The organism is Mesoflavibacter zeaxanthinifaciens subsp. sabulilitoris (assembly GCF_014191595.1).
GTDB classification, from domain to species: domain Bacteria; phylum Bacteroidota; class Bacteroidia; order Flavobacteriales; family Flavobacteriaceae; genus Mesoflavibacter; species Mesoflavibacter zeaxanthinifaciens.
In genome coordinates this window covers 71,778-84,342 of the sequence record NZ_JACHWV010000005.1, presented here as the reverse complement: position 1 = coordinate 84,342, position 12,565 = coordinate 71,778, and the positions used below count along the sequence as shown (strand labels likewise).

12 protein-coding genes are annotated in these 12,565 nt (G+C 31.7%); 1 reads left to right on the top strand and 11 read right to left on the bottom strand.

The window, feature by feature from the left end:
- Position 1 precedes the first annotated feature (1 nt).
- From FHS04_RS08590 to rplM, 11 genes are all read right to left on the bottom strand, one after another.
- Positions 2–607 carry a hypothetical protein gene (locus FHS04_RS08590; protein WP_027879487.1) on the bottom strand — a complete coding sequence of 202 codons (606 nt, stop codon included), beginning with the start codon at positions 605–607 and terminating at the stop codon, positions 2–4.
- The gene (gene rpoN / locus FHS04_RS08585; RefSeq protein WP_106677408.1) at positions 607–2,067 is read right to left on the bottom strand and encodes an RNA polymerase factor sigma-54; all 1,461 of its coding nucleotides are present in this window, start codon (positions 2,065–2,067) and stop codon (positions 607–609) included. Before rpoN ends, FHS04_RS08590 begins: the two co-directional genes overlap by 1 nt.
- Before the next feature lie 74 nt (positions 2,068–2,141).
- Positions 2,142–3,572: an asparagine--tRNA ligase gene (gene asnS, locus FHS04_RS08580; RefSeq protein ID WP_106677410.1), complete on the bottom strand. Its 1,431-nt coding sequence runs from the start codon at positions 3,570–3,572 to the stop codon at positions 2,142–2,144.
- A gap of 36 nt (positions 3,573–3,608) precedes the next feature.
- Positions 3,609–6,017 carry an efflux RND transporter permease subunit gene (locus tag FHS04_RS08575; protein ID WP_106677412.1) on the bottom strand — a complete coding sequence of 803 codons (2,409 nt, stop codon included), beginning with the start codon at positions 6,015–6,017 and terminating at the stop codon, positions 3,609–3,611.
- Between the two features lie 142 nt (positions 6,018–6,159).
- A complete protein-coding gene (locus FHS04_RS08570) occupies positions 6,160–7,449 on the bottom strand; it encodes a DUF5686 family protein (RefSeq protein ID WP_219885239.1) in 1,290 nt (429 codons plus the stop codon).
- 79 nt (positions 7,450–7,528) lie between these two features.
- Entirely contained in the window at positions 7,529–8,083 is a 555-nt protein-coding gene (frr, locus tag FHS04_RS08565; protein ID WP_106677414.1) for a ribosome recycling factor, read from the bottom strand.
- A gap of 67 nt (positions 8,084–8,150) precedes the next feature.
- Complete coding sequence (gene pyrH / locus FHS04_RS08560) at positions 8,151–8,858, bottom strand: UMP kinase (RefSeq protein ID WP_106677416.1); 708 nt, start codon at positions 8,856–8,858, stop codon at positions 8,151–8,153.
- A 156-nt stretch (positions 8,859–9,014) separates the two neighbouring features.
- Positions 9,015–9,986, bottom strand: coding sequence for a translation elongation factor Ts (gene tsf, locus FHS04_RS08555; protein WP_036227106.1), 972 nt, complete (start codon positions 9,984–9,986; stop codon positions 9,015–9,017).
- An 89-nt stretch (positions 9,987–10,075) separates the two neighbouring features.
- Positions 10,076–10,846: a 30S ribosomal protein S2 gene (gene rpsB, locus FHS04_RS08550; protein WP_106677418.1), complete on the bottom strand. Its 771-nt coding sequence runs from the start codon at positions 10,844–10,846 to the stop codon at positions 10,076–10,078.
- Between the two features lie 161 nt (positions 10,847–11,007).
- A complete protein-coding gene (gene rpsI, locus FHS04_RS08545) occupies positions 11,008–11,394 on the bottom strand; it encodes a 30S ribosomal protein S9 (protein ID WP_027879478.1) in 387 nt (128 codons plus the stop codon).
- The gene (gene rplM / locus FHS04_RS08540; protein WP_027879477.1) at positions 11,394–11,849 is read right to left on the bottom strand and encodes a 50S ribosomal protein L13; all 456 of its coding nucleotides are present in this window, start codon (positions 11,847–11,849) and stop codon (positions 11,394–11,396) included. The genes rpsI and rplM overlap by 1 nt, the downstream gene beginning before the upstream one ends.
- A 266-nt stretch (positions 11,850–12,115) precedes the next feature.
- On the opposite strand from rplM, the gene msrB reads away from it, so the two are divergent.
- Complete coding sequence (msrB, locus tag FHS04_RS08535; protein ID WP_106677420.1) at positions 12,116–12,565, top strand: peptide-methionine (R)-S-oxide reductase MsrB; 450 nt, start codon at positions 12,116–12,118, stop codon at positions 12,563–12,565.

Genomic DNA, 12,565 nt, shown 5'->3' with positions numbered 1-12,565 from the left:
TTTATAGCCAATAATTTTCTACTATAATTTGTGGTATAGCGCCTATCATTAAGCCTATTATAAGTTCTTTAAGAGTATGAGCTTTTAAATATAGCCTAGAAGTAGCAATAGCGCCTGTAATAATAGCCATTAGTGCTAATGTGCCATTTATATTTTTGCTAAAGTGAATAGCAAATCCAATAAAAAACATAAAAACACCACCAACAGCAGTCATGTGTAAACTAACTTTAAATTTAGTTATGTTTAAAACTAAAGCGGTAATATTAGAGATTAATACACCAATAAAGAAGTAATATAATTCTATTATTTGATACGATGGAAATACACGGTATATAATTAAACCTATTATAAAGATATTAATTAGTAAAGGAAAAATTCTTTCTTCTGTACTTTTAAGGTAAATACTTTCAGCTTTTCCTAAGGTTTTTAATAAATAATAAATTAATATAGGTAAAAATACAGAAAGAATAGTAAGGGAAATAATTTTAGCATCAACCCATTGTTCTGGTATAAACCTTGGTGTTTTATGAAAGTAAAACACTACCGCAATTAAAGGCATTACAATAGGATGAAATATAAATGATATGCTTTTTATTAACCACTTCATTAAATGGTCTTTCTTAACCTTGCTACAGGTATATCAAGCTGTTCTCTATATTTTGCTACAGTACGTCTTGCTATAGGGTATCCTTTTTCTTTTAAAATTTTAGATAAAGCTGCATCTGTTAAAGGTTTTTTCTTGTCTTCTTCTTCAATAACAGTTTCTAATATTTTTTTAATTTCTCTAGTAGATACTTCTTCACCTTGATCATTAGTCATAGATTCTGAGAAAAATTCTTTAATCAATTTGGTACCATAAGGTGTATCTACATATTTACTATTTGCAACGCGTGAGACTGTAGAAACATCCATATCAATCTCGTCAGCAATGTCTTTTAAAATCATTGGTTTTAGCTTACGCTCGTCACCAGTTAAAAAGTATTCTTTTTGATAATGCATTATTGCACTCATCGTAACAAAAAGTGTTTGTTGACGCTGTTTTATAGCTTCTATAAACCATTTTGCAGCATCTAATTTTTGTTTTATAAATAACACTGCATCTTTTTGCTGTTTGCTTTTATCTTTAGACTCTTTGTAGCCTTTAAGCATGTTATTGTATTCTCTAGATACATGAAGCTCTGGAGCATTACGCCCGTTTAAAGTAAGCTCTAACTCTCCATCAACTATTTTGATAGCAAAATCTGGTACAACATGCTCTACAATACGATTATTTCCTGAGTAAGAACCGCCAGGTTTAGGGTTAAGACGTTCAATTTCATGTATAGCTTCTTTTAATTGCTCTTCACTGACATCAAACTTTTGCATTAATTTTTTGTAATGCTTTTTTGTGAATTTTTCAAAAGCTTGATCTATAATTTCAATTGCAAGCTCAACATCTGGATGTTTTTCTTTACGATGTAATTGAATACTTAAACATTCTTGAAGACTTCTTGCTGCAACACCAGCAGGATCTAATTGTTGTACTTTTTTAAGTATATTTTCTACTTTTTCTTCATCCGTATAAACGCTTTGTGTAAAGGCTAAGTCGTCTACAATATCTGATAAGCTTCTTCTTATGTAACCGCTTTCATCAACACTTCCAACTAAAAATTCTGCAATATCTCGTTCTTCGTCAGATAGTCTAAACGTGTTTAATTGATTTATTAAATGTTGGGTAAATGTTGTTCCTGATGCATAAGGGACACTTTTTTCGTCATCATCTGCACTGTAATTATTTGCGCTTGTACGATAATCTGGTATCTCGTCATCACTTAAATAATCATCAACATTAATATCTTCTGCTTCAATCTTATCGTTATCTTCATAATCATCTTGACTGTTGTCAAAATTATCATCAAAATCGTCTTTTCTTTCTTCTTTACCAGTTTCTAGTGCTGGATTTTCTTCTAATTCTTGCTTTAAACGTTGTTCAAAAGCTTGTGTAGGCAACTGGATCAATTTCATTAATTGAATTTGTTGCGGAGACAATTTTTGCGATAATTTGAACTGTAAATATTGTTTAAGCATAAAGATTATGATGAATTATAAAAATAATAAAAAAATCCTACAAGAATTTAAATAGTTGTAGGATTATGATTTATTTAAAACTCTGCGTTTTGAGGTGTTCTTGGATAAGGAATAACGTCTCTAATGTTTGTCATACCTGTTGCAAACATAACTAAACGCTCAAACCCTAAACCAAATCCAGAGTGTACTGCAGTACCATATTTACGTAAGTCTAAGTACCACCATAATTCTTCTTCTGGAATATCTAACGCAGACATTTTTTCTTTTAAAACGTCTAAACGCTCTTCACGTTGTGATCCTCCAACAATCTCTCCAATACCAGGGAATAAAATATCCATTGCTCTTACCGTTTTTCCGTCTTCGTTTAAACGCATGTAAAATGCTTTGATATTTGCTGGATAATCAAATAAAATTACAGGACATTTAAAGTGTTTTTCAACTAAAAAACGTTCGTGCTCAGATTGTAAATCTGCGCCCCATTCTTCTATAATATATTTAAATTTTTTCTTCTTGTTTGGTTTACTGTTACGTAAAATATCTATTGCTTCTGTATAGCTTACGCGCTTAAAGTTGTTTTCTGTTACAAACTTTAATTTTTCTATTAGGCGCATATCGCTACGTTCTGCTTGTGGTTTTGTTTTTTCTTCGTTAAATAAACGGTCGTCTAAAAACTGTAAATCGTCTTGGCAATTTTCTAAAACGTAAGTGATAACGCTTTTCATAAAATCTTCTGCCAAATCCATGTTACCAGCAAGATCCATAAAAGCTACTTCAGGCTCAATCATCCAAAACTCTGCTAAGTGACGTGATGTGTTAGAGTTTTCTGCTCTAAATGTTGGTCCAAACGTGTAGACTTTACCTAAAGACATTGCGTAAGTTTCGGCTTCTAATTGACCAGAAACTGTAAGGTTAGTTTCTTTACCAAAAAAGTCTTCTTTATAGTTTACGTCTCCGTCTTCTGTTAATGGTGGATTTTTAGGGTCTAATGCGCTTACGCGGAACATTTCTCCTGCACCTTCTGCATCACTTCCTGTAATTATTGGCGTGTGCATGTAGTAAAATCCATTATCATTAAAATATTTATGAATAGCAAAAGACAATGCAGATCTTAAACGCATCACTGCACTAAATGTGTTTGTTCTTGTACGTAAATGTGCATTTTCTCTTAAAAACTCAAACGTGTGTTTTTTAGGTTGAATAGGGTAAGTTTCTGCGTCAGAATCTCCTAAAATTTCAATATTAGTTACTGCAATCTCTACTTTTTGGCCTTTACCTTGACTTTCTACTAAATCACCAGTAATGGCAACAGCAGCACCAGTTGTAATGCGTTTTAAGATGTTTTCATCTGTATTTTCAAAATCAACTACACATTGTATATTATTAATTGTAGAACCGTCGTTTAAAGCTATAAAACGATTTGCTCTAAAGGTACGTACCCAACCTTTTATATGTACTTCTTGAAATTTAGTTTCTTCTAATAATGTAGCGACTGTATATTGATTCATTTTAAAAAATTTTAATTCAAAAATAGAGTTTTTTATTTATTCCTTATCAGAAATAGATACCTCTTCATTATCTTCTTCAGGAATAATATTTATTGCAGGTTTTTTTAATACTTCTTTATTGGCAATATTTCTTTCTAAAGAAAGTAGTAATGATGGTAACAATAGTAAGTTAGATAGCATGGCAAATAATAGCGTTACGGATACTAAAGCACCAAGTGCAACGGTACCACCAAAACTAGAAATGATAAATACTGAAAATCCAAAAAATAGTACTATAGATGTATAAAACATACTAACGCCAGTTTCGCGTAAAGCGCCATAAACCGATTTTTTAATTTTCCAGTTATTGGCTTGTAACTCTTGTCTATATTTTGCTAAAAAGTGAATGGTATCGTCCACAGATATACCAAAAGCAATACTAAATACTAAGATTGTAGATGGTTTTATAGGTACACCTAAATAACCCATTAATCCTGCTGTTACTACTAAAGGTAAAAGGTTAGGAATTAGCGACACTACTATCATTCTGAATGAACGAAACATATACGCCATAAATAGTGATATTAATAAAATGGCTAAGCTTAACGAAATAGCTAGATTTTTGACTAAGTATTTTGTCCCTTTTTGAAATACCAACGCTTTACCAGTCATAGTTACATTGTAACGTTCTTTAGGGAAAGTGTTATCTATTTTTTCTTGTAAATTTTCTTGAATACGCTCCATTCTATCAGTACCAATATCTTTCATAAAGGTGGTAATGCGTGCATATTGACCTGTACTATCTACAAAATTTGAAAGTAAATCTACGTCTGATGACGAATTTTTAGCATAGCTTAAAATAAAGCTGTTTTCTTGACTAGTTGGTAATTGATAGTATTTTGGATTTCCGTTGTAGTATGCTTGTTTTGAGTATTTAACTAAATCTACAACTGAAATTGGTTTTGATAATTCTGGAGTTTCTACAATAAACTCTTCAATTTTATCCATGCGTTTTAGAGTAGACAGCTTCATAACGCCTTTTTTACGTTTGGTGTCTACCATAATTTCTAATGGCATGATGCCATTAAATTCTTCTTCAAAAAAACGAATGTCTTTAAAGAATTGTGCCTTTTTTGGCATATCTTCTATTAAACTTCCAGATATACGTATTTGATAAATACCTATTATACAGACTACTAAAAGAACTAACGACGTAATGTAAATGGTAATACGTTTTTCTCTAACCATATGTTCCATCCAATTTACAAAACCACCAATCCAACGTTTGTTTAAATGTTCTAAATGTCTCTCTTTTGGATAAGGTAAAAAGGTGTAAATTATAGGAATTATAAGCAAGCATAGTATGAAAATGGCAAGTATACTTAACGATGCTACAACACCAAATTCTTTTAATAACGTACTTTCTGTTAAAATAAATGTTGCAAACCCAGATGCAGTGGTAACATTAGTCATTAACGTGGCGTTACCAACTTTGGTTATAACACGCTGTAAACTCTTTACTTTATTACCATGAGATTTTACCTCGTGTTGGTATTTATTGATTAAGAAAATACAGTTAGGTATACCAATAACGATAATTAATGGCGGTATTAATGCAGTAAGTACTGTAATTTCGTATTTAAGCATTCCTAGAAATCCAAGTGTCCACATAACACCAATACAAACGACTATTAATGAAATTAAAGTAGCTCTAAAAGATCTAAAGAATAAAAAGAAAATTAAGGATGTAACAACAAGAGCAGCTATTACAAAAAGATTTATCTCGTCAACAATATTTTGAGCATTTAATGTACGAATATATGGCATGCCAGAAACGCGAACCTGCATATTATTTGCAGTCTCAAATGCTTTAATGTTTTCTTCAAGATTATTTAAAACAAAATCTTTTCTTGCAGGTGTATTAACTATATCTTTTTTTAAATATATAGCAGTTCTAACAGTTTTACTTTTTTTATTAAATAAAAAGTTATCGTAAAACGGATATTTATTAAAAAGCTCGTCTTGTAAAGTTTCAATTTGAGCAATAGACTTTATAGAATCTTTTATAAAAGGTTCTAATTTAAATTGTTCTTTATCTGTATCTTTTACAAGTTTTTGAAGATCCTTTATAGAAATTACAGTCTCTACCTCTGGAGCAGATTTAAAACTTTCTGATAGGTTATTCCATGCATTAAGTTTTTCAACAGTAAAAAGTTTAGGGTCTTTTATACCTAAAACAATCAAATTACCTTCTTCTCCAAAGACCTTTAAAAACTCGTTGTACTTAATGTTTACTTCGTGGTCGTCTGGTAAAAGGTTTGCTTCTGTGTATGTAAAACGCATGTATTTCCATTGCGTACTTAATAAAATGGTAATGACAATGATGCCTAATAGAATACCAATTTTGTTACGCAAAATTTTACGAGCTATAAAATCCCAGAAGTTATTTGAAAAAAGTTTTAACATATTGCTTCAAAAAATCATGCAAAGGTATGTAAAACCAATGTATTTACTAGGCAATCAAGGTTAAAAATGTTTTTAATATTGTTTGCTTTATAATTTTTAAAAGCTTTACATTGTTTAAAAGCAGATTTGTATTTAAATAAGTTTACAGAGTAATATTGAAAGTGAATTTGACAGCAATATTATCTTCTTCTTTTGGTAGGTGATAGGCACCATATCTGTAAGTAGCACTTAAGCCAAAACCAAAAAGCAATTTGTTAATTTCAAATCCGGTTTCTGTGTAACCTTTGTCAAGCGTATTAAAATCAAGATTTTGATGCCTGTCAATATTACTCATATTACCTAATGCATATCTAGAAATTAAAACTAATTGTGGTTGGTAACGTTCTGTAATTTTAAAAGGAGCAAAATAATGTTTTACAATAAATGTGGTAAACTTATCTGAGAAAAACTCGTTAAAAAACATAGTTTCAAAACTATTTATGCCGGCTACAGAAAAACGTTGCAAAATGGTTTCTTTTCTGATATTATTTGGGTAAGCATGGTATAAATGAGTTAAAGGCGTATCACCATGAGCAAAACCAGCAGTAAATGTTAGTAATGTATTAGCATTATTCTTATGGTTAAACTTTTGAATTGTTCTAAAATCTACTTTAGAAAAGTTAAAGTCTGCACCAAAGACGTCTTTAAAACTTTTAGTGTACTGTAAAGTAAATTTAGGAAAACCACTTTTAACCAATGTTTGTTTGTTACCTTTTACATCAAATTTATCAAACGGATTATATTGAAAAGCTATCTTAGCAAGTGATACTTCAAACGCATGGTAGATAGAATTATTAGCAATAAAATTATAACTGTAAGTTGGGCTAATATTACTTGTTGAAAATTGAGTCTCGGTTAATAATTTAGGTGAAATTTCATGCTCAACAGATAGTTTTGTAGTGATGTGCTTATGAAATAAGTCTATGTTTAATAATCGAGGCTCAAAAAACTGAAAAAAGCGTTTGTCTAAAATAAATTGCGTGCTTCCTGTTTCTTGTAAATCATCAGTATATGAAAGGTTAATCCATGTATTGGTTTTTGGAGCAACTCTAACACCGCCACCAATACTATATTTAGATTTTTTATCTACAAAACCATAAACTAAGTAAGCATTAATTCGGTATTTATCCGAAAATTCATTGCTTGTCTGTCCACCAAGTCCAGATCTTAATCCTTCGTATTGGTTAAACTTGACTAAGTATCTTAGATCAATATCTAAAAATTTGGTAGGGAAAAAACCATTTCCTAAACGGTTTAAAAAGTTGGCTTTTTTAATTGAATCATTAACCGCAGCAGTACTATCTTTTGGTGTTTGAGAAAACGCAAAACTTACACTAAACAAAAATATTGTAGTGCATAAAAATAAGGTAGAAGTGTATTTGTGTTTTAACATTCAAACTAAAAACGATCCAAAATAAAATATATTAAAAAAGAAGAAATAAAAAAAGCGACTTTAACAGTCGCTTAAATCATTAAACGGTCATAATTTCTTTTTCCTTAATCGCTAAAATTTCGTCAATTTTTTTAACGTATTTATCGGTAAGATCTTGTACGTCTGCCTCAGCATTTTTTTGTACATCTTCAGAAGCATCATCTGTTTTTTTAATGTCGTTATTAGCTTCTTTTCTTGCGTTTCTTACACCAATTTTAGCATCTTCTGCTTCAGCTTTTGCTTGTTTTGCTAAATCACGTCTGCGTTCTTCAGTTAATGGCGGTACATTAATAATTATAAAATCACCATTATTCATTGGGTTAAAACCAAGGTTAGCATTCATAATTGCTTTTTCAATTTCTTGAAGCATATTTTTCTCCCAAGGTTGAACACTAATGGTTCTTCCGTCTGGTGTATTTACGTTTGCAACTTGACTTAATGGTGTTTGAGAGCCATAATAATCAACCATCACACTGCCTAACATTGCAGGGCTAGCTTTACCTGCGCGAATGTTCAAAAATTGTTTTTCTAAGTGTTTTACTGCTTTATCCATTGCTTCTTTAGCAGTATCTATAATAAATGTAATTTCTTCCATAGTATGTATTTATTATCGAAGCTCTTTCAATAATTGAGCCAATTTTTAAAATTGAAATATATAAAAATTATAAATTAACTTCTGTTCCAATGTTTTCTCCTGAAACTACTTTTAGCAAATTACCTCTTTTGTTCATATCAAAAACTATGATTGGTAATTTGTTTTCTTGGCTTAAAGTAAATGCTGTAGTATCCATTACTTTTAAGCCTTGTCTAATGACATCATCAAAAGTGATGTGGTCAAATTTTATTGCAGATTTATCTTTTTCTGGGTCTGCATTATAAATTCCGTCTACTCTTGTTCCTTTTAAAATGACATCTGCTTCAATTTCGATTGCTCTTAAAACTGCAGCAGAGTCTGTTGTAAAGTATGGGTTACCAGTTCCTCCACCAAAAATAACAACTCGTCCTTTTCTTAAGTGGCTTAAAGCTTTTCTTCTAATAAAAGGCTCGGCAACTTCATTAATTTTGATGGCTGTTTGAAGTCTAGTTTTTACATTGGCGTCTTCTAAAGCGCTTTGTAAAGCTAAACCGTTTATTACTGTGGCAAGCATACCCATATGGTCACCTTGTACACGATCCATACCATTACTTGCTCCTGCAACACCTCTAAAGATATTACCGCCACCAATAACTATGGCAACTTCAACACCTTTGTCGGTTAGTTGTTTGATATCTTCTGCATATTCTGCTAATCGTTCTGGATCTATACCGTATTGGCGCTTACCCATAAGAGCTTCACCAGATAGTTTTAGTAAAATTCGGTTATATTTCATTTTAATTTTGAAAGTTTAGCAAAGCTACATAATTTTTTGAAATCAAATTATTAAAATTTTTGTTTTGTCTTTTTTGACTTCAAGGCATTAAAAAAAGCCATTACTAAGTTGTAATGGCTTTTTATATTTATGTTTTATTGCGTTTACAATAAAAGACTATCCTACGCTTACACGTTTAAATCCTGTGATTTCAACATCACCATAAGATTTTACGTATTCTGCAACAGTCATTTTTTCGTCTTTGATAAACTTTTGATCTAATAAGCATTGTTCTTGATCTAAAGTTGTGTTATCAGAGATAAAACGCTCCATTTTACCTGGTAAGATTTTATCCCAGATTTGTTCTGGCTTACCTTCAGCTTTTAATTGTGCTTTAGCATCTTCTTCAGCTTGAGCTAAAACTTCTGGAGTTAATTGTGACATTGAAATGTATTGTGGTACATTTTTTAATGTTTTTCCTAAACGTTCTAACTCTTCGTTTTCTTTTTCAATTGCAGCAATTCTTGCTTCAGTTTCGCTAGCTACGTATGCTGGATCAAAATCTTTGTAAGATAAGATTGATGCACCCATAGATGCAATTTGCATAGCAACGTCTTTTGCTAAAGTTTCTACGTTATCTACAGCAGCAGAAAAACCAACGATAGCAGCAATTTTGTTAATATGTACGTAAGAACCAACGTAAGGTGCGTTTACTTTTTCAAAAGCATTGATGTCTAATTTTTCACCAATAACACCAGTTTGTTCTACTAATTTTTCTGATACTGAAATACCATTAAAGTCAGAAGCTAAAAATTCTTCTTTGTTATCAAAGTTGATAGCATTATCAGCCATTTCGTTAGCTAAAGCAACAAAAGATTCGTTTTTACCAACAAAGTCAGTTTCGCAACCTAATACGATAGCAACACCAGTTGTGTTATCATCGTTTACTTTAGCGATTGCAGCACCTTCTGAAGAATCACGATCTGCTCTTTTTTCAGCAACTTTTTGACCTTTTTTACGTAAAACGTCAATTGCTTGATCAAAGTCTCCACCAGCTTCTACTAATGCTTTTTTACAGTCCATCATACCTGCACCAGTAGCTTTTCTTAGCTTGTTTACTTCTGCTGCAGAAATTTTTACTTCACTCATAATAAGTTATAATTTAAAAAAAAGTCGTTCAATTAATTTTCAGTAAAGAAAAGAACTAAACGACTTATTCATGTTTGAAAATTGTTAATTTATTCTTCTTCCTCTTTTGAAGCTTTTGCTTTTTTAGGAGCCGATTTTTTGTCTGCTTTTGCAGCGTCTTTCTCAGCTTTTTCTGCTTTACGCTCGTTAAGACCTGCTGTAATAGCTTCTGTAACGTGCGTTAAGATTTTATCAATAGATTTAGAAGCATCATCGTTTGCTGGTATTACGTAGTCTACCTCACGTGGATCAGAGTTAGTATCTACCATAGCAAAGATAGGAATGTTTAATTTTTGTGCTTCTTTAATTGCAATGTGCTCACGCTTAATATCTACAACAAATAAAGCTCCTGGTAAACGTGTCATATCAACGATAGATCCTAAGTTTTTCTCTAACTTAGCTCTTAAACGGTCAACTTGTAAACGTTCTTTTTTAGATAACGTATTAAATGTTCCGTCTTTCTTCATTCTATCAATAGTAGCCATTTTTTTAATCGCTTTTCTGATAGTAACAAAGTTTGTTAACATACCACCAGGCCATCTCTCAGTAATGTAAGGCATGTTTATACTTGCCGCTTTTTCTGATACGATGTCTTTAGCTTGTTTTTTTGTAGCAACAAATAAAATTTTACGACCAGATGCTGCGATTTTTGCTAACGCTGCACCAGCTTCGTCTATTTTAGCTGCTGTTTTATATAAGTTTATGATATGGATGCCATTACGCTCCATGTATACGTAAGGAGCCATGTTTGGGTCCCACTTACGTGTAAGGTGTCCAAAGTGTACACCTGCTTCAAGTAATTCTTTTACTTCTACTGCCATTTTGTAATAGTTTACGTTCTGTTGAATTAGCAATAATTAAGTGGTCATTAAAATAAATTCGCCTTAATTATTTAGATGCTAAACTATACTTGCCTTTTGGGCTAAGTACAACAATAACTAGTTTAATTTTTTGTTTTGTGCTAAAAATTTTAGCAATAATATTAACGTTTAGAGAACTGGAATTTCTTACGAGCTTTCTTCTGACCGAATTTTTTACGCTCTACCATTCTTGGGTCTCTTGTTAATAATCCTTCAGGTTTAAGAATACCTCTGTTTTCAGCATCTAATTCGCACATTGCACGAGAGATTGCTAAACGTACAGCTTCTGCTTGTCCTGTAATACCACCTCCAAATACATTTACTCTAATATCAAAGTCACCTTCATTTTCTGTTAACATTAAAGGTTGTTTTACTTTGTACTGTAATGTACCTGTAGTGAAGTAGTCATTTAAATCTTTTTTGTTAATCGTGATGTTTCCTTCTCCTTTAGATAAGTATACACGAGCAACTGCGGTCTTACGACGACCAATTTTGTGAATTACTTCCATTACTTGAATTCGTTTAAGTTAATTGTTTTTGGTTTTTGAGCTTCGTGAGCGTGCTCTGTACCAACAACAACAGTTAAATTACGGAATAAGTCTGCTCCTAATTTGTTTTTAGGTAACATCCCTTTTACTGATTTCTCTACTAATCTTGCTGGATCTTTTCCAAACATTTCAGTAGCAGTTAAACTTCTTTGACCACCTGGGTAACCTGTGTGACGTAAGTAAGTCTTATCGTTCCACTTGTTTCCTGTTAAGTTGATTTTTTCTGCATTAACAACAATTACATTGTCTCCGCAATCAACATGTGGTGTAAAGCTAGGCTTGTGTTTTCCTCTTAAAAGTTTTGCAACTTTAGAAGCTAAACGACCTAATGTCTGACCTTCAGCATCTACTAAAACCCACTGCTTATCTACAGTAGCTTTGTTTGCTGAAATCGTTTTGTAGCTTAATGTGTCCACGTTATTAATTATTTTTTATTAAACATTCCTCTCTCAAAAAGAGTTTGCAAATTTACGATTATATATTTGATTACCAAATAGTGGGCTTACTTTTATTTGATAACTCTGTTGATATCTTTTTTTTAGCTCTTTTTTCAAGTAAAAAAACAGCTAACATTTTAACTATAAGAAGTTAAGAATATATTATTTTAGTGTTTTATTTAAGTTGAAAGGATAGCTTTATTAACACGACTTAATGTATAACATTTAATAGAAAAAAGAAAACAATGCTAACTTGGAAAGATATTATAAGTTTTACTGTAAACGGAAATCCAACTCCAGATACACGTGTTGAGAAAACAGACGAGCAATGGAAAGCTCAATTAACACCAGATCAATATAGGATTACAAGATTAAAAGGAACCGAAGCGCCACATAGTGGTGCGTTATGTAGTGCTTTTGAGGCAGGACAATATAATTGTGTGTGCTGTGATTCGCCTTTATTTGATTCTACAATTAAATTTAGCTCAGGTTCAGGTTGGCCTAGTTTTACGCAGCCAATCCAAACTAATGCTGTCAAATATGAAAAAGATTCGTCTTTTGGGATGATCCGTGTAGAAATTATGTGTAATACTTGCGATGCACATTTAGGACATGTTTTTCCAGATGGTCCAGAACCAAGTGGTTTGCGTTATTGTGTAAATTCAGAATCTTTAATTCTTAATAGAGAAAGTTAA

Coding starts and splice junctions, on each gene's coding strand:
- pyrH (WP_106677416.1), bottom strand. CDS start 8,858: ATGAAATATAACCGAATTTTACTAAAACTATCTGGTGAAGCTCTTATG.
- tsf (WP_036227106.1), bottom strand. CDS start 9,986: ATGAGTGAAGTAAAAATTTCTGCAGCAGAAGTAAACAAGCTAAGAAAA.
- frr (WP_106677414.1), bottom strand. CDS start 8,083: ATGGAAGAAATTACATTTATTATAGATACTGCTAAAGAAGCAATGGAT.
- FHS04_RS08590 (WP_027879487.1), bottom strand. CDS start 607: ATGAAGTGGTTAATAAAAAGCATATCATTTATATTTCATCCTATTGTA.
- asnS (WP_106677410.1), bottom strand. CDS start 3,572: ATGAATCAATATACAGTCGCTACATTATTAGAAGAAACTAAATTTCAA.
- FHS04_RS08575 (WP_106677412.1), bottom strand. CDS start 6,017: ATGTTAAAACTTTTTTCAAATAACTTCTGGGATTTTATAGCTCGTAAA.
- FHS04_RS08570 (WP_219885239.1), bottom strand. CDS start 7,449: ATGTTAAAACACAAATACACTTCTACCTTATTTTTATGCACTACAATA.
- msrB (WP_106677420.1), top strand. CDS start 12,116: ATGCTAACTTGGAAAGATATTATAAGTTTTACTGTAAACGGAAATCCA.
- rpsI (WP_027879478.1), bottom strand. CDS start 11,394: ATGGAAGTAATTCACAAAATTGGTCGTCGTAAGACCGCAGTTGCTCGT.
- rpoN (WP_106677408.1), bottom strand. CDS start 2,067: ATGCTTAAACAATATTTACAGTTCAAATTATCGCAAAAATTGTCTCCG.
- rpsB (WP_106677418.1), bottom strand. CDS start 10,846: ATGGCAGTAGAAGTAAAAGAATTACTTGAAGCAGGTGTACACTTTGGA.